12 protein-coding genes are annotated in these 17,490 nt (G+C 68.1%); 5 read left to right on the plus strand and 7 right to left on the minus strand.

Features of this window, described 5'->3' with window-relative positions; genetic code table 11:
* The first annotated feature begins 193 nt into the window (after window positions 1-193).
* Window positions 194-643, plus strand: a complete 450-nt coding sequence (locus tag AC1PMG_RS06455) for a hypothetical protein (protein WP_481111048.1) — start codon at window positions 194-196, stop codon at window positions 641-643.
* 323 nt (window positions 644-966) lie between these two features.
* Window positions 967-1,422: a hypothetical protein gene (locus tag AC1PMG_RS06460; protein ID WP_010344200.1), complete on the plus strand. Its 456-nt coding sequence runs from the start codon at window positions 967-969 to the stop codon at window positions 1,420-1,422.
* A gap of 1,619 nt (window positions 1,423-3,041) precedes the next feature.
* Here the strand turns inward: AC1PMG_RS06460 and AC1PMG_RS06465 are convergent.
* Window positions 3,042-4,430, minus strand: coding sequence for a serine hydrolase domain-containing protein (locus AC1PMG_RS06465; protein ID WP_342072344.1), 1,389 nt, complete (start codon window positions 4,428-4,430; stop codon window positions 3,042-3,044).
* Between the two features lie 335 nt (window positions 4,431-4,765).
* Window positions 4,766-6,364 (minus strand): GMC family oxidoreductase, encoded by a 1,599-nt coding sequence (locus tag AC1PMG_RS06470; protein ID WP_481111049.1) that lies wholly within the window; start codon window positions 6,362-6,364, stop codon window positions 4,766-4,768.
* A 209-nt stretch (window positions 6,365-6,573) separates the two neighbouring features.
* Between AC1PMG_RS06470 and AC1PMG_RS06475 the strand changes: the two genes are divergently transcribed.
* Window positions 6,574-7,920 carry an NTP/NDP exchange transporter gene (locus AC1PMG_RS06475; RefSeq protein WP_481111050.1) on the plus strand — a complete coding sequence of 449 codons (1,347 nt, stop codon included), beginning with the start codon at window positions 6,574-6,576 and terminating at the stop codon, window positions 7,918-7,920.
* Between the two features lie 82 nt (window positions 7,921-8,002).
* Entirely contained in the window at window positions 8,003-8,356 is a 354-nt protein-coding gene (locus AC1PMG_RS06480) for a DUF1304 domain-containing protein (protein WP_043095030.1), read from the plus strand.
* Between the two features lie 35 nt (window positions 8,357-8,391).
* Here the strand turns inward: AC1PMG_RS06480 and AC1PMG_RS06485 are convergent, their stop codons facing one another.
* The 3 genes from AC1PMG_RS06485 to AC1PMG_RS06495 form a co-directional block, all read right to left on the minus strand.
* Window positions 8,392-8,817, minus strand: coding sequence for a hotdog fold domain-containing protein (locus tag AC1PMG_RS06485; RefSeq protein WP_481111625.1), 426 nt, complete (start codon window positions 8,815-8,817; stop codon window positions 8,392-8,394).
* A 125-nt stretch (window positions 8,818-8,942) separates the two neighbouring features.
* Complete coding sequence (locus AC1PMG_RS06490; protein ID WP_481111051.1) at window positions 8,943-11,429, minus strand: acyl-CoA dehydrogenase; 2,487 nt, start codon at window positions 11,427-11,429, stop codon at window positions 8,943-8,945.
* Entirely contained in the window at window positions 11,426-12,346 is a 921-nt protein-coding gene (locus AC1PMG_RS06495; RefSeq protein ID WP_481111052.1) for an alpha/beta fold hydrolase, read from the minus strand. Before AC1PMG_RS06495 ends, AC1PMG_RS06490 begins: the two co-directional genes overlap by 4 nt.
* Before the next feature lie 139 nt (window positions 12,347-12,485).
* Between AC1PMG_RS06495 and AC1PMG_RS06500 the strand changes: the two genes are divergently transcribed.
* The gene (locus AC1PMG_RS06500; protein ID WP_017910473.1) at window positions 12,486-13,097 is read left to right on the plus strand and encodes a TetR/AcrR family transcriptional regulator; all 612 of its coding nucleotides are present in this window, start codon (window positions 12,486-12,488) and stop codon (window positions 13,095-13,097) included.
* 378 nt (window positions 13,098-13,475) lie between these two features.
* On the opposite strand, the gene AC1PMG_RS06505 is transcribed toward AC1PMG_RS06500, so the two are convergent.
* On the minus strand, window positions 13,476-16,403 hold the full coding sequence (locus tag AC1PMG_RS06505) for a TonB-dependent receptor domain-containing protein (protein WP_481111053.1): 2,928 nt from the start codon (window positions 16,401-16,403) through the stop codon (window positions 13,476-13,478).
* Window positions 16,404-16,622: 219 nt separating this feature from the next.
* Window positions 16,623-17,483, minus strand: a complete 861-nt coding sequence (locus AC1PMG_RS06510; protein ID WP_481111054.1) for an XOO1806 family protein — start codon at window positions 17,481-17,483, stop codon at window positions 16,623-16,625.
* Window positions 17,484-17,490: the final 7 nt, after the last annotated feature.

A 17,490-nucleotide genomic window follows, 5' to 3' on the forward strand; every position in this document is an offset into this window, starting at 1 on the left:
CGCAGGTGCAGCGTGGCATTGAGGCGCAACGTGGGTCGGCGACGCGGGGGCATCGGCGATGCGGTGTGCGCTGCTCGTATCGCCGATGCATGGCGGCGCGGTGCGTGCCGGCGCCAGTCGATCGCCTCTGCGAGCTGTGCCGGTCGACACGACCGTGCAACGGCATCGCCGGAGGACGCGTTGGCGACTTGGCATGGAGGTGGGCGAGGGCGGTCGTGCGCGTCGCGGTGTGTCGGCGACGTGCGTGCAGGTCGTGTCGCGGTGGCGCGATGTGGCACGACCCGGCGACGCGGCACGCATGCATCGCGCGCGTCGTGAGCGCCGCACGACGCAAAAAAGTTTGCGCACTTTTGCGCATTTGCACTTGTGCGATGCCGGAACCGCGTGCGGTCGCGAAATTTTTTTTCAGCTAGCGGACAGGCTGGCCTGCATCGCTGCGGTTCCCGCCGACGCTTCGCCGCTGCCTGCCCTCAACGCGATCGCGGCAGCGTGTCGTTGCAGAAAACACGGAAATTTCCCTGCTTTTTTTGCGTGCGCCGTTTTCCTCGCGGTGTCGGCGTCGGCGATCGGCGGCGTCGGCAAGGCGGCCAGTGCGGCATGCGGCGGTGGCGGCGCGCGCGCCATCGAAAAAAAAATTGCGTAGAAGTGTTGACAGTAAAAAAAACCGTGATTAGGTTTCGCCCAGCAGACGTTGCTGCGCAAGCGAGTGAATCGGATCGACATCAAAACGCGAAGCACAACTTGGACATCCGCCAGGAACCCGAAGATGGTGGAGTTGGAGTCGCTTCCCTCCGAGAAACGCAACGTCTCCCCTGGCATCGCACCCGTATCGACTTCCGGTACGGGTGTTTCTGTATCCGATCCGGCCCGCAGCGCGCGCCGGCGGTTCCCGCAGGCGGAGCATCGCCGCGAGGTTGCTTTAACTGGGCATTTTCAATCCATAGTTCACTGACGAGGAGCCATCCCATGGCGACGAAAAAAGCTGCGAAAAAGCCGGCCGCTAAGAAGGCGGTCAAGAAGACTGCCGCCAAGAAGCCGGCAGCGAAGAAGGTTTCGGTAAAGAAGGCGGTCAAGAAGGTCGCCAAGAAGGTGGCCAAGAAGGTCGCCAAGGTGAAGAAGGCGGTCAAGAAGGCCGTTGCCAAGAAGGCAGTGAAGAAGACGGCAAAGAAGGCCGCCACCAAGAAGACCGCGAAGAAGGCCGTCGCCAAGAAGGCGGTGAAGAAGACCGCGAAGAAGGCTGCGACCAAGAAGACCGCTGCCAAGAAGACGGTGAAGAAGTCGGCTGCCAAGAAGCCGGCCGCGAAGAAGGCAACTGCGAAGAAGGCCACCGCCAAGAAGACCGTGGCGAAGAAGAAGCCGGCCGCTCGCAAGAAGAAGGCCGCTCCGGTCGCGCTGCCGGCCACGCCCGCGCCGCTGATCTGATCCATCCCGATCGCTGTTCCTAGACTCTCTCCCCGGTGCCCAGCGGGGAGGGAGTTTTTTATGTGCGGCATCCTGCGGTGCGCGCTCGCAGTCCCGGTTGTGGGAGGGACTTCAGTCCCGACCCGGGAGTACCTCCGTGGTGCCTCCGTCCGACGATCCCCGCGGCGTCCGTCTTCTCGATCCACGCTGGCCGTTCCCTGCGCCCTGCTTGCCAGGCTGCGACGTGGACATCGCGCCTGTGCCTGTCGCATCGGCAACGGACGTGGAGAGCCGCGTCGCCTCCATGCCACGGTCGGCGCCTGCGGGCAGGGCCACGTCCACCTGATCTCCCTGGCATGCACGTGCGGCCTGTGCAGCCACGCGAGTACCGGGAGGCGCGCGCAGTTATCCCCGGCGTGCCATTTGCGCGGCAGCTACTCCGGCAACGACACGACGGTAGGCGCAGCAAAGGCCGTCATATTGCGCTCAATGGGTCGCCCCTGGCGTGGATCGACCGACCGTCGGGATCGGGGCCGCCACAGCCGCCGGAACGCCTGGCATTCGCCGACCCAGCCAAGGCGTTGCGTGCGCACTTGCAGCGCGTCAGCGCGCCTTGTCCGCAGGTCGACTCCGCATCACCGGTTTTCCCCGCGTATCCGTGGACTGAGGGGAGTCTCCGGCCGCCTGCTTTCGCCACACTCAGGCTGGATGCAGTCTGTCCTGTGGGAGTCGACTGTCGTGCAGCCGCGACAAGCGAAGCCGAAAGCCGGCTGAGACCTCCGTCGTCGGGACTGAAGTCCTTCCCACAGTGCACCCGGCGGGTTCGCCGCAAACCCCTGTGGGAGCGGATTCAGCCACGACGGGCTTTGTCTGGAATGCCCGTCGCTGCTGAAGCGACTCCCACAATGGCTTGCGAGCTCGGCGGGTGACTGCGGGAGGGACTTCAGTCCCGACGCATTGGGCCATCGGAAAGCACCCACCACTTCGCGCGTCGCGGTTGCACGATAGTCGACTCCCGCAGGATGCTTCTCGTCGGTCGTGATCGGAGGTCTCCTGCAGTCGCGCCTCGCGCGCTGCCCAGCGCACGTCGGCGATGGTGCACCGGGTTGCCAGCACGCCAACGGCAGCCTGTGGCGATGCGGGGCGCAGCGGCACCAGATGCCGGATCGCGAACAATGCCGAGAGGGCGCGGTGTGTGCGCTGTGCGCGATCTTGGAAGCGACGGTGCCCCACCACCCTCACCGCGGCCGTACGCGGGCGCTCCGAGCGCCTGCTGCCGCTGGGGCGACGCAGTCGCCGATCGTTCGCCCAGGCATGACGTCGGCGTTGCGGCCACACTTTGTGACGCGCCCGTGCCAGCGCAGCGCCGCAGGCGGGACAGGACGGCGTCCCCGCGCCGGGAAGAAGGGCGCACGCAGCGCAGGTGAGCGCTGTAGACAGCAGAAAGGCAGTTCGCGCGCCCGTTCGCGAGGATGCTGCGCGAGCGCGCGGTCAGTGCGGCGGAGACCACGCCGTGTTGTTGCTGCGGGAACGGCACCGCGTCGCAATCGGGAAGGGGTACACGCAGTGCAGGTCGGCGCTGCAGACAGCAGAAAGGCGGCTTGCGCCGCCTTCTGCGAGGATGCTGCGGGAGGCCGCGCTCAGTGCGGCGAGGCCACCGACTTGGACGAGGAGGCGCCCTTCTTGTCCTTCGGGTCCGGACGCTCGGCCATCAGGTTGTCGCTGCCGAAGTCGGTGTCCACGTCCAGCCAGCGCTGCGCCGGCAGGCCGATCGCGCGGTCGAGCACGGTCGGCAGCAGGCCCGAGGGCAGGCCGCTTTCGCCGTTCCACAGGATCGCCACGCCGAGGTCGCGTTCCGGCACCAGCGCGATCAGGCCGCGGTAGCCCTGCACCGCGCCGGCATGGAAGATCACCTGGTGGCCGGAGTAGTCGAACACGCGCCAGCCCAGCGCGTAGCTGGCCGAGTTGACCCGCGCGCGGCGCCAGCCCGAGCGCATCTCGCCCGGGGTGAGGATCAGCGGCGCGTGCAAGGTCGCCAGCAGCGGCTCCGGCAGCACGTCGGGACGATGCCCGGTCTGCGCGATCAGCCACTGCGCCATGTCGCTGATGCTGGCGTTGACGCCGGCGGCCGGCGCCAGGCGGTAGTAGGTCGGCTTGGGCGTCAGCGAGACCCAACCGTTGCGGCTGCGCACGTGCGGGCGCGCCCAGCGCGGGCTGGCCTGGATGCCGGCCAGGCCCATGCTGGCGTCGTTCATGCCCAGCGGCTTGAAAATGCGGCGCTCCACCGACTGCTCGTAGAAACTGCCGGACGCGGCGAACACCACGTCGCCGATCAGGCTGAAGGCGACGTTCTGGTAGGCGTAGCACTCGCCCGGCGCGCACTTCAACGGCGCATAGGCCAGCTTGTGGCTGAGCGTGTAGTAGTCGATGTTGGATTCGACGTCGCGGTCGTAGGCGTTGTAGGTGAGGCCGACGCGGTGGCTGAGCAGGTCGGCGACGTTCAACTGGCGCGTGGCGACCGGGTCGCTGAGCTGGAAGCCGGGCACGTAGTCGACGACCTTGCTGTCCCAGCGCAGGGTGCCGTCGTTGACCAGCAGGCCGGCCATCGTGCCGGCGAACGCCTTGGACAGCGAGGCCAGGCGGAACACGGTGTGCGCATCGACCTGCTCGGGGCGGTTGACGTCGGTGACGCCGTAGCCGCGCGCGCTGAGCACCTGGCCGTTGTGCACGATGGCCATCGCCAGACCGGGCACACGCTCGCCATAGGTCAACTGTTCGGCGACCGACTCCAGCGCGGCAACGTCGAAGTCTTTGGCCAGCGGCATCACCTGGCTCTGGGTGAGCGAAGCGCGGTAGGGCAGCGGCTGGGTCGGCGAGGTGTAGCGCGTGGCTTCGGTGTGCAGCGGCGGCGGCAGCGGTTGTGCGGGCGCCGGCGTCTGTGCGGTGGAGGACATCGCAAAGGGCAACAATGCCCCGAGCAACCCGGTTGCCACCGGTCGAAGGAGCCGGTGCCTGCTGTTCTGTGTCATTGCGCCTGAGGCCTGTGAGGTGCTGCCGGCCACGATTCTAGCGCCGGATTTCTCGAATGCACAAACTGGGAGAAGATGAATAGGCATCGCCTTGATCCTGCTGGGGATTTCCCACGTCGGACGGGGGGTGCGCAGGCCCGTGGCCAAGGGGCGGCCAGCACTGCGGCGGATGCCGATGGACATGCAATCGTCGTGCCGCGCAACGCAGTTCTAGCCCCTCTCCCCCCGGGAGAGGGGTTGGGGTGAGGGTAGGTCAAGCAGCAGCGCATCGCCCCTCGCGATACTCGGGCGCTCGCCCCCACGACGCAGCGTCGTGCATCCCCGCAGCCGCCGCCTCACCCCTCCCGCAGCACAGCCCGCCCACGGATCAGATCCGCTGCACGCTCGGCGATCATCATCGTCGGGCCGTTGGTGTTGCCGCTAACCAGGCGCGGCATCACCGAAGCGTCGACCACGCGCAGGCCGTCGAGACCGCGCAGGCGCAGCTGCGGGTCGACCACCGCCTGCGCATCGCTGCCCATCCGGCAGGTGCCGATCGGGTGATAGATGGTTTCGGCCTTGGCGCGGATGAAGGCGACCAGCCCGGCCTCGTCCAGGTCCTCGCGTGCCGGCAGCAGCGGCGCGCCGCGCCATGCATCGAATGCCGGCTGCTGCAGGATGTGCCGCGCCAGGCGCGCGCATTCCACCAGCATGCGCAGGTCGAAGCCGTCGGGATCGCTCAGATAGTTGGCCTGGATCCGCGCCGGCGTGCGCGGGTCGGCGTCGTTGAGCGCGATGCGGCCGCGGCTGCGTGGCTGCAGGTGGCAGGCGTGCAGGGTGAAGCCGTCGCCGGGCAGGCGGTTGCGACCGTGGTCGTCGAGCATGGCCGGCACGAAGTGCAACTGGATGTCGGCGCGCGCGTCCGGCGCCAGCGGCGAACGGATGAACCCGCCTGCCTCGGCGATGTTGCTGCTGCCGGCGCCGCGGTGCCCACGCAGGAAATAGTCGAAGGCGATCTTGGCCTGGTTGCGGCGGTCGTAGCTGATGCCCGGGCGGGTGCGGTACAGCGTGCACACGTCCAGGTGATCCTGCAGGTTGGCGCCGACCTGCGGCTGGTCCAGTTGTACCGCGATGCCATGGCGGCGCAGCGCATCGGCCGGGCCGATGCCCGAGAGCATCAGCAGTTGCGGCGAGTTCACCGCGCCGGCGCTGAGCAGCACTTCGCGCGCGGCGCGCGCCTGCATCTCGCGGCCGTCCTGCGCATAGGCCACGCCAACCACGCGTCCGCCTTCGATCAGCAGGCGCAGCACCAGCGCGTCGGTGACCACCTGCAGGTTGTCCCGCGCGCGCGCCGGCGCCAGGTAGGCGACCGCGGCCGAGCAGCGTGCGCCGTCCTTCTGGGTGACCTGGTACAGGCCCACGCCCTGCTGCTGCGCGCCGTTGAAATCGGGGTTGTGCGGGAAGCCCGCCTCCTGCGCGGCGGCCACGAACACGTCCGAGAGCGGGTTGTGGTAACGCAGGTCGGAGACGTGCAGCGGGCCGTCGCCGCCATGCAGCGCATCGCCGCCGCGGCTGTTGCATTCGCTGCGGCGGAAGTACGGCAGCACGCCGCGCCAGTCCCAGCCATCTGCGCCGTCGGCCGACCAGTCGTCGTAGTCGGCGGGCACGCCGCGCACGTAGCACATCGCGTTGATCGAACTGGAGCCGCCCAGCACCTTGCCGCGCGGCCACCACAGGCGGCGGTCGTTCAAGGCCGGCTCGGCCTCGGTCAGGTAGTTCCAGTTGATGCGGCGGTTGGTCGCCAGGCGCGCCAGGCCGGCGGGCATGTGGATGAACGGATTGCGGTCGCGCGGCCCGGCCTCGATCAGCAGCACCTTGCAGTCGCGGTCCTCGCTCAGGCGGTTGGCGAGCACGCAGCCGGCCGAGCCTGCGCCGATGATGATGTAGTCGTACACCCGCGGTGTCCCCTGAGTTCCTGGCGCCGACGCTAGTCGCCGAGGATAGAGCATATGCTCGGCGCGGCTCGCCGTCGGACGCGATGCACGTGCAGCGTGGGGGGGCGACCGGCGCGCGCGCTGGCGGTGTTGCGGTGCATCAGCTACCGTGCGCGTTTTCCGCCCCCGAAAATCGCCATGTCCCGTTCCTGCGCCAGGGTCCGCCGCCGATGAGCGCCGCCCCGCATGCCCCCGGTGCGCTGGCGCGGTTGCGTGGTGCGTTGCGCGATTCGCCGCCGCTGGCGTGGGCGTTCCTGTACTTCTTCTCGTTGCTCAGCGGCTATTACGTGCTGCGGCCGGTGCGCGAGGCAATGGGCGCCTCCGCCGATGTGGCCGCGGTGTTTCCGCCGGCGATGATCGCGTTCTTCGCCGCGCACGGCATGCCGCTGAAGGAGTTCGCGCTGCAGGTGCTGTTCACCTGCACCTTCCTGATCATGCTGTTGCTGCAGCCGGTCTACGGCGCGCTGGTCTCCCGCTATCCGCGGCGGGTGTTCCTGCCGGTGGTGTACGGCTTCTTCATCGCCACGCTGCTGCTGTTCTACGTGCTGTTCGACAGCGGCGTGCCCGGGCGCGGCATGGCCTTCTTCCTGTGGATCTCGGTGTTCAACCTGTTCGCGGTGGCGGTGTTCTGGAGCTTCATGGCCGATGTCTTCAGCAACACCGAAGCGCGCGCCTGCTACGGCTACATCGGCGCCGCCGGCACGCTCGGCGCGTTCCTGGGGCCGGTGATCGCCAGCAGCCTGGTCGAACGCATCGGCATCGCCAACCTGATGCTGGTGTCGGCCGGCTTCCTGGTGGTCAGCGTGGTGTGCCTGCTGCGCCTGCGGCTGTGGGCGGTCGCCCGCGAGCGCGAGCGCGGCGTGGTCGGCGGCGAGGCGCCGATGGGCGGCGACGTGTTGGCCGGGCTGAAGCTGATCGCGCGCGAGCCGCTGCTGCGCTGGCTCGCGCTTATGTCGGTGTTCGGCGTGGGCGTGGGCACCCTGCTGTACAACGAACAGGCCGCGATCGTGCGCCGCCTGTACACCGATGCGGCGGCCAGCACCGCCTTCTACGCCGGCATCGACCTGGCGGTGAATGCGGTGACCCTGGTGCTGCAGTTGCTGGTCACGCGCGCGCTGCTGTCGCGCTTCGGCATCGGGCCGGCGCTGCTGATCCCCGGCTGCGCGATCCTGCTCGGCTACTCGGTGCTGGCGGTGTCGCCGCTGCCGATGCTGGTGGCGGTGGTGCAGGTGGTGACCCGCGCCGGCGAGTTCTCCCTGGCCAAGCCGGCCCGCGAGACCCTGTACACCCGGGTCGGCCGCGAATGGCGCTACAAGGCCGGCGCGGCGATCGATACGGTGATCTATCGTGGCAGCGACCTCAGCTTCGCGTGGCTGTACAAGCTGCTGTCGGGGTTCGGCTCGCAGGTGGTGTTCCTCGCGGGCCTGCTGGCCGCCTCCGGCATGACCCTGGGCGCGTGGCGGCTGCTGCGCGAGGCGGCCAAGCTGCCGCCGGAACGCACGCCGCCAACGCGCTGAGCCGGCGCCGCGTGGCGGGGGACTGGCCGCCCATCGGGCCGCTGGCTATGCTGGCGCCCTGTCTCCTGTGCCGGATAGCAAGATGATCCTGTTGGCTTCGATCCTGGTCGGCGCGGTTGCGCTGCTGCACGTGTACATCCTTGTGCTGGAGATGGTCCTGTGGACGCGTCCGCTGGGCATGAAGGTGTTCCGCAATTCGCCGGAGAAGGCGCAGGCCACGCGCGTGCTGGCGGCCAACCAGGGGCTCTACAACGGCTTCCTCGCCGCCGGCCTGGCCTGGGGCCTGGTCGCGCAGCGGGTCGACGTGATGCTGTTCTTCCTCGGCTGCGTGGTCGTGGCCGGCCTGTACGGCGGCTGGAGCGTCAGCCGCCGCATCGTGTTCGTACAGGCGCTGCCGGCCGCGCTGGCGATCGCGGCGGTGCTGCTGGCGTACTGAGCCGCACACCGCACACCGCACACGCGACGCTGCGATCAGGGCGAGGCCGTGGCCGGTACGCCTGGCGACACCCACATGGCGATGCGCGCGAAGCACACCACCTGCGCGCGTGCGTCGCGGATCTCCACGCTGACCGGCAGGTCGTAGCCGCGCTCGGCGGCGACGATCGCCACGTCCGACGTGGCCACCGCATGCATCGGGCCGAGCGCCTTGCTGCGGTATTCCACCTGCATGCCCTTTGGGATCCAGCGCATCGATGGCGGCAGGCTGGCGTCGACCATCACTCCACCCGCCAGCTCCGCCAGGTTGCACAGGGCGATCGCGTGCACCGTGCCGATGTGGTTGCTGACCCGCCGCCGGTGCGCGATGCGCGCCTCGCAGCGGCCCGGCTCCAGGACGGTGATGCGCGGGGCGATGCTGGCGAAGTAGGGTGCCTTGAAGCACACCGCACGCGAGAACAGCCAGGATCCCCCGGGTCAGCCTTGCATGCGGCGGTAGAGCGAGAGCGGTCGGCTCTTTGCAGTTCCCCCGAACGCACGACGGCGGACCGAAGTCCGCCGTCGTGGGTGTCGCATGGCCAGGACGATCAGGCCGCTTCGCGCGAATGCCCGTCGTCGGCCGCCGTCGCGGCACGCTGGTAGTAGCTCGCCGAGCGCAGTTCGTCGGTGTCGAAGTCGTCGACGCTGATCGTGTCCATGGTGATCTCGCGCAGCTCCTCCAACTGACGGCGCTCGTCGGCCGACAGCACGCCTTCGCGCACCGCCTCGTCCAGCTGCGAAGCGAAGTCCAGCGACGCGATGCCCTTGCTCTTGAGCGCCTTCAGGAACTTGCGCTCCACCGGCTCGGCCAGCACCGCCTTCGTCAGGTAGCTGGCGATGCGGCCGCCGGGGTTGTTCTCGCACGGGGTCAGGAACACGCCCTGGCCCAGGCGATCGCGGGCTTCGTTCGGCGTCATCAGCAGCGCGGCGACGCGGTGGCCCAGGCGGTCGCCCGGCGCTTCGGCGCGGCGGCCCCACGGGAAGATCAGCGCCCACATCAGCCAGCCGACCGGACGGATCGGGAAGTTGCGCAACGCCGCCGACAGCGCCAGCTCGATCTTGTGCACGCTGTCGTGGAAGGCCCAGGCCAGCAGCGGCTGGTCGGTGGCCGGCGCGCCGTCGTCGTGGTAACGCTTGAGCATGGCGCTGGTCATGTAGATGTGGCTCAGCACGTCGCCCAGGCGCCCGGACAGCGACTCCTTGAACTTCAGCTTGCCGCCGAGCATCAGCATCGACACGTCGGCCATCAGCGCCAGGTTCGCCGAGTAGCGGTCCAGCTTGCGGAAATAGCGGCGGGTGTAGGCGTCGCCCGGCGCGGCGCCGATGCGCGCGGCGGTCAGGCCGAACCACAGCGAACGCACCGCGTTGGAGATGGCGAAGCCGATGTGGCCGAACAGGTTGCGGTCGAACTCGTCGACGCCGGCCTTGTGGTCCGGGTTGCCGGCGGCCTTCATCTCCTTCATCACCCACGGATGGCACAGGATCGCGCCCTGGCCGAAGATCAGCAGGCTGCGGGTCATGATGTTGGCGCCTTCCACGGTGATCGCGATCGGCGCGGCCTGCCAGCTGCGGCCGGCGAAGTTGCGCGGCCCCAGGATGATGCCCTTGCCGCCGACCACGTCCATCACGTCGCTGATGACCTCGCGGCTCATCGTGGTGCAGTGATACTTGGCGATCGCCGACGGCACCGACGGCACGTCGCCGCGGTCCACCGCCGCGGCGGTGGCCTGCGACAGCGCGCTGATCGCATAGGCCTTGCCGCCGATCCGCGCCAGCGCCTCTTCCACGCCTTCGAAGCGGCCGACCGACAGGCCGAACTGCTTGCGGATGCGCGCATACGCGCCGGTGACGACCGCGCCGAACTTGGCGCCGCCGCTGGCGGTGGAGGGCAGGGTGATCGAGCGGCCCACGGCCAGGCACTCGTTGAGCATGTTCCAGCCCTTGCCGACCATTTCCACGCCGCCGATCAACTGGCTCAGCGGGATGAACACTTCGCGGCCATGGATCGGGCCGTTCTGGAACGGCGAGTTCAGCGGGAAGTGGCGGCGGCCGATCTCGACCCCCGGGGTCTCGCGCGGCAGCAGCGCCAGGGTGATGCCGATGTCCTTGGTGTCGCCGATCAGGCCTTCCGGGTCGTACATGCGGAACGCCAGGCCGACCAGGGTCGCCACCGGCGCCAGGGTGATGTAGCGCTTGTCGAAGGTCAGCTTGACGCCGAGCACGTTCGCGCCGTTCCACTCGCCCTTGCAGACGATGCCGTAGTCGGGGATCGAGGTGGCATCGGAGCCGGCGAACGGACCGGTCAGGCCGAAGCAGGGCACTTCCTGGCCCACCGCCAGACGCGGCAGGTAGTAGTCCTTCTGCTCCTTGGAGCCGTAGTGCAGCAGCAGTTCGCCCGGGCCCAGCGAGTTGGGCACGCCGACGGTGGAGCTGACCACGCTCGAGACCGAGGCGATCTTCTGGATCACCTTGTGGTGGGCCAGTGCGGAGAAGCCCAGGCCGCCGTATTCCTTCGGAATGATCATGCCGAAGAACTTGTTCTTCTTGATGAAGCTCCAGATCTCCGGCGGCAGGTCGGCATGGACGTGGGTGATTTCCCAGTCGTTGGTCATCCGGCACAGCTCTTCGACCGGGCCGTCGAGGAAGGCCTGCTCTTCGGCGGTCAGCTGCGGCTTGGGATAGTTCAGCAGCTTCTGCCAGTCCGGGTCGCCGGTGAACAGCTCGCCTTCGAAGCCGACCGAGCCGGTCTCCAGGGCGATGCGTTCGGTCTGCGACAGCGGCGGAAGCACCTTGCGGAACACCTTCAGCATCGGCGCGGTGAGCAGCGGCTTGCGCACGAACGGCAACAGCAGCGGCACCGCGACCACCGCCAGCACGACGGCCGCGACGATGGTGGCGACGTGGTTGGCGCCGAGCAGCCAGCACGCGACCAGCAGCGTGGCGCTCAACGCGGCCCAGACGGCGAGCCGCATGCGGTGATAGGCGGCGAACGCGCCGGCCAGCAACAACACGAGGAAGGGGGCAATGATGCTCATGGGCGTGCTCCGGGGAGGTACTCGGTGACGGCGGACGATGCGCCGGCGCAGGCCGGTGGCAGGGCGTCCAGATAGTGCAACACAGTGGCGGTAAATGCGGCGTTGTCGTCGCCGGCCAGCATATGCGTGGCCTCGGGCAGGTGCACATGCTGCGCATGCGGCACCAAGGACAGGAATTCTTCGATGGTCTGCGGCGTGACCAGGTCGCTGCGGCCGCCGCTGATCAGCAGCAGCGGGCATTGCACGTGCGCGGCGGCCTGCGCGATCGCGCCCTGGTGCTGGTCGCTGTCGCGCGCCAGCTCTTCGACCAGGCGCGGATCCCAGTGCCAGTACCAGCGGCCGTCGGCGTGTTGCCGCAGGACGCTGCGCAGCGCCTCGGGCGACTTGCGCGCGCGCTGCGGCAGGTAGGCTGCGATCGCGTCGCCGGCCTCGTCCAGGCTGGCGAAGCCCTGCGGATGCGCGGTCATGAAGGCGAGGATGCGCTCGACCCCGGCCGGTTGCCAGCGCGGGGTGATGTCCACCAGCACCATGGCGCGGAACAGGCCCGGCCAGCGCGATTCGGCGATCAGCCCGAACAGCCCGCCCATCGAGGCGGCGACCAGCACCGGCGGCGGCGACATCTCGCCGGCGACCACGATCAGGTCGTCGGTGAACTGCTCGCCGCGATAGGGCAGGTCCGCCGGGTTGCGCGCCGAATCGCCATGGCCGCGCGCGTCATAGGCGACGCTGCGGTAGCCATGCGCCTGCAGCGCCGCGGCGGTCGCGGACCAGGCATGCCGGGTCTGGCCGAAGCCATGCGCGAACAGCACCGATCCCGCTTCGCCGGGACCGGTGACGGTCGCGGCCAGCGCCAGCTCGCCGGCACCCGAGAGGGTAGCCGAGGCGGCATACGGGGCGGTGGCGGAGGCGGAAACCATACGAGATAGTATGGTTGCTCTGCGCGGCATGTCAATACGATGCAGTATGGGTGCGAAAAGCCAATGCTGCCGGGCATTTGCGCCGCCCTCGTGAAGGCCACATACTGCAACCGACGTCCCCGTATGGTTAAATCCACGGATGAATACCGCGCCCGCTCCTTCCTCCGACGACGGCGCCGCTTCCGGCGGTGGCCGCAACAACCGGCTCAGCGCCGAAGACTGGGCGCAGGCCGCCCTGGACCTGATCGCCGAACAGGGCGTGAGCGCGGTGGCGGTGGAACCGCTGGCGCGGCGCCTGGGCGTCACCAAGGGCAGCTTCTACTGGCACTTTCCCTCGCGCGATGCATTGCTGCAGGCTGCGCTGGAGCGCTGGGAACTGGTCGAGCAACAGCAGGTGTTCGGCAGCCTGGAAGAGGTGCCGGATCCGCGCACGCGGCTGCGCGCGCTGTTCCAACTGGTCGCGCACGAGGTCAAGCCGCACATCATCTACAGCGAGTTGCTGAAGGCGCTCGATCATCCTGCGGTGCGGCCGGTGATCGACCGGGTTTCGCAGCGGCGCATGGAGTATCTGATCGCCTCGTTCCGCCAGGCCGGGCTCAGCCGGACCGATGCGCAACATCGCGCACGCCTGGCCTATGCCGCCTACGTCGGCTTCCTGCAGCTGTCGCTGCAGTTGCACCAGCCCAAGCAGGCGCGCGAGGACTTCGAAGCCTACGTCGAACACGTCATCGTGACCTTGATTCCCGGCTGATCCAGTTCGTCATACCGACGCATCGCGCCAGTCGGCTGGCGCGATGGATCGGTGAGCTTAGGACTCCCAAAATGCTTGGGCCCTGAAATCGTCAACGATGTGCAGGGAAGCCGCGCATGCATTGTCATGTGCGCAACGCGTACTGCGCTCGTGCCAGTCCGGCCCGCGGCGCATTGAAGTTCCGCGCACGCCATTGCCGTCTGCGAATGTCGCTGCCTCTTGCTGGGTGCTGCCCATGTCGCGGTGGGGCGCTGCAGCGTCTCCGCTGATTCATGCGTGCGCCAAGCGCGTGCGCTGTCGCGTTCTGTTACGCAGCTCGAAAAAACAACGGCTCCTTGCGGAGCCGTTGTCATGACACGTTTACCGATCGCTAGGCGATCAGAAGCGCTGCTGGTACTTCATGTAGATGAAACGGCCGATGTCGTAGCCGCCGTAGTACGAGTAGCCGGAAGCCGGCTGCGAGTACGACGGAGCGGCGTAGTGCTCGAACACGTTGTTCGCGCCGACGGCGATGGTCGCGTTCCACGGGGTGTTGTAGCTCACCTGGACGTCGTGGAAGACGTTGGCGCCGATGCGGTTGACCGGGTAGGTCGCGCCCGCGTACTCCGGGGCGGTGAAGTTCGGCTCGCTGCAACGGTCGTCGAAGTAGCACTGCTCCTTGGTGCTGGAGTAGTAGCGGGTGCTCCAGGTGACGGCCCAGTCGTTCATCTGCCAGGTCAGGCTCAGGTTCGAGCGCAGACGGAAGTAGCTGCCGTTCTTGTTCTGGTAGCCGTTCTGCTGGCTCGGCGGAGTATCCGAGTTGTCCTGCTTCAGCTCGTTCTTGGCCACGTAGCTGCTCAGCCACGCCGCGGTGAAGTTGCCGTACGCGGTCTCGAAGCGGTAGGTGACGTCGAGGTCGTAGCCTTCCGTTTCCTGGTAACCGGCGTTGCGCAGACCGAAGGCCAACGCGGTGATGTTGCCGGCGGCGTTGCGGGTGAAGCCGGTGCAACGCGAGGCGATGCCGCGCAGGTAGCAGTCTTCCAGCAGCGTGGTCGGGTCATCGGAGACGATGGTGTTCTCGATGCGCACCTTCCACCAGTCCAGCGAGGCGTTCAGGCCGGTGACGAACTCCGGGCTCCACACCAGACCCAGGGTCTTGGAGGTGGAGGTTTCCGGGGTCAGCGTCGGCGTGGAGCCGGAGGCGAACGGGACGTTGCTCTGCTCGCCCGGGCCGTTGGCCGGCGCGGTGCCCGAGGCATTGAGCTGGCGGAAGCCCGCCGGCACCACCGCCGCGCAGCGCGGATTGCCCGCCGCCGTACCGAACTTGGTATCGCACGGATCGGTGTAGTACTCGAAGCTCTGCGACAGGCCGCCGTACAGATCGGCGATGGTCGGCGCGCGGAAGCCCTCCGCCCAGGTGCCGCGGACCAGCAGCGAATCGATCGGCTTCCACTTGAAACCGAACTTGCTGTTAACGGTGTCGCCGAAGTTGTCGTAGTCGGAGTAGCGGCTAGCCAGCGACAGGCTCAGTTCCTTGGCGAAGGCCACGTTGGCCAGCAGCGGCACCTGGAACTCGGCATAGACTTCGTCCAGGCTGTACTTGCCGCGGGTCGGGCCGGCGGCCAGGTCGGTGGAGATGCCGGTCTGCGCCATCGCATCCGGAGAGAAGCTGCCGCTTTCCTGGCGGTGCTCGACGCCGACCGCCACGCCCAGGTCGCCTGCCGGCAGGGTCACGATGCTGCCGGAGATGTTGGCGAAGAAGTTCTTGGTCTCGGTCTTCGAGATCGCCTGGCCGTCCTGGTACAGGAACGCGCGCACGTTCGGATCGCTCAGGCCGTTGGCGCCCTTGTAGCCTTCCGGCAGCAGGGGATTCCACGGGGTGCAGTTGCCGCCCGAGGTGCCCAGCGCGATCGGGTTGGCGGCCGAGCCGCACTGCGCCACGCCGCTGCCGTTGATGAAGGACGGGCCGGTGGCCAGGCCGACGGCGTAGGTGTTGAGGTTGCCGGTGCTGACCTGCACGCCCTTGTTCTGGTTGTACAGATAGCCCGCGTCCCAATCCCAGAACTTGCCTTCGCCCAGCTCGAAGCTGCCGCTGAAGGCGCCGGTGAAGCGGTAGGTGGTGAGGTTGTTGCGCACTTCGCGCGGGACTTCCCAGCCGCGGCGCACGTACTGCACCGCCTGCGGCGCGGTGCCCGGCGGCAGGCCGCCGGTGGCCTTGTTGCCGACCGGGTTGAACACGCTGTCTTCGGACAGGCCGTCCTGCGACAGCGTGAAGTTGGCGCTGTTGAACGGATAGCCGGAGTTCTGCGCGAACGACTCGCGATCGGTATACAGGACGCTGGTGTCGAAGCGGATGTTGTCGGTGAAGTTGAAGGTGCCGTTCAAGAACGCGGACTTGCGCTCGATGCCGCTGTACACGGTCGAGGCCAGCGCCGGGTTGGACACGTCGGAGCTGTCCAGCGCGCGGTAGTTGTTGATGTTCGCCGGATCCAGGCCCGGGATATCGCGGCGCAGGGTGCGGGTCACGGTCTGGCCGGCACCGTTGACGTAGGCGAAACGGCCGTACTGGCTGGTGCCGGACAGGCCGCCCGGACGCGCGGCGGAATCTTCACCCGTCGGGAAACGATCGCGGCTGAACCAGCGGTCGCGCGCCCACACCGGGTCTTCCTTGGTGTACTCGACGCCGGCGGTCAGCGAGCCGCGCTCGCCGGTGCTGCCGATCATGAAGTCATAGACCTGGCGCTGGCCGTCGCCCTGGCCCCATTGGCCGACGTAGGCATTGGCTTCGGCGCCGTCGAAGTTCTTGCGGGTGATGATGTTGATCACGCCGGCGATGGCGTCGGAACCGTAGATGCTCGAGGCGCCGTCCTTCAGCACTTCGATGCGCTCGACCGCCACGGCGGGGATCGAGGACACGTCCTGCAGGCCGCCGTTGGTGCTGCCGAGGCGCTTGCCGTCGACCAGCACCAGCGTGCGCGATGCGCCCAGGTTGCGCAGGTCGATGTAGTAGCCGCCGACGGCTTCGCCGGAGGACAGCGGGGAGGTGCGGCTGACGGCTGGGGAGCCGGCGGTGGGGATGTTCTGCAGGATGTCGGCGACCGACTTGAAGCCCTGCTTCTCGATCTGGTCGCGGCTAATCAGCAGGACCGGCTGCGCGGTCTCGGTGTCGACCTGGCGGATGCGCGAACCGGTGACTTCGATGCGATCCAGGTTGGTGGCGCCGCTGCCGCTCGCGTCCTGAGCGACGGCTGCGCCCGCGGTGCCACCGGCGCCCACGACAAGCGCGAGCACCACTGCATCACGCAGGGTGTTGGTCTTGCAATTCATTAGCTCTCTCTCCGAAAGATTGGGTAAAGCCCAAGGTTTGCCTGTGGGCGGAATCGAAAATGCGATTCCAAATCCCTTCAGGGTGCCTGGATGGTATCCCGGTCGGAGGAAGAATTAAAGTCCCGTTAACAAAGCGGTGTTTTGACGTGAATTGGAGTAAAAATCACGTATCCATCACAAAATGCAGTGTGATGAGGCGGCGCCTGCCGCAAGTGGTCGCTACAGATCCTGCTCGTAGCGCACGTAGGGGATGGTCCCCTCTTCGGTGCTGATGTTGTTCGGCGAGAACGGGTTCTTGCCGCGGGTGATGACGTTCTCGGCGCCCACGGTCAGCTGGCCGCTCCACGGGGTGCGCCAGGTCAGGCCCACGCCCAGGCCGGTCCACTTGCCGGGCTGGCCGGGGGCGTCGACGACGCGGCCGATGACGTTGGCGCTGAACGAGCCGTAGCCGCCGCCGATGCTCAGGCTCTTGCTGTCCCAGCGGTCGAGCATGGCCGGGGTGGCGTCGGCGATCGGCACCAGGCGTGCCTTGGCGTAGGTGCCGCCGATCGACACGAAGCCCTCGCGGCCGATGTTCTGCTGCGCGAAGACGGTCAGGTCGTTCTGCTCCATCCGCATCGACGGCGTCTTGTTGGCGCCGGCCAGCCAGGCGGGGAGGTTCTCGCGACCGGTGCCCGCCGACAGCGACAGGCGCCCGCCGGGGCGGTTGAAGGTGGTGGTCGCGGCGACATGGTGGCCGGTGGTGCCATCGTCGTCGCCCAGGCTGGCCAGCATGCAGTGGCTGGCCAGACCGCTGATGCTGCCGCCGCTGGCGCTGTTGCACAGCAGGCCCAGCGAGTCGCCGGAGGACAGGCCGAACGCGGCATCCAGGGAGTTGCGGCCGAAGTGCCAGCGCGCGCCGACCGCCTGTTCGCCGGTGGGCTCCAGGTACAGCAGCGCCTCGACCTTGCCGCTGCCCTTGTTCCAGACCGGCAGCACGGTGCGGTCGTGGCCAGTGGCGGGCTTGCTCTGCGCGTGCGCGCCCGTGCTCGCCGCAAGGGCGATCAGCAGGGCGAACGGTAGGCGCAGGAAGGGTCGCATCAGCAAT

It is taken from the genome of Xanthomonas sp. NCPPB 2250 (genome assembly GCF_056725265.1).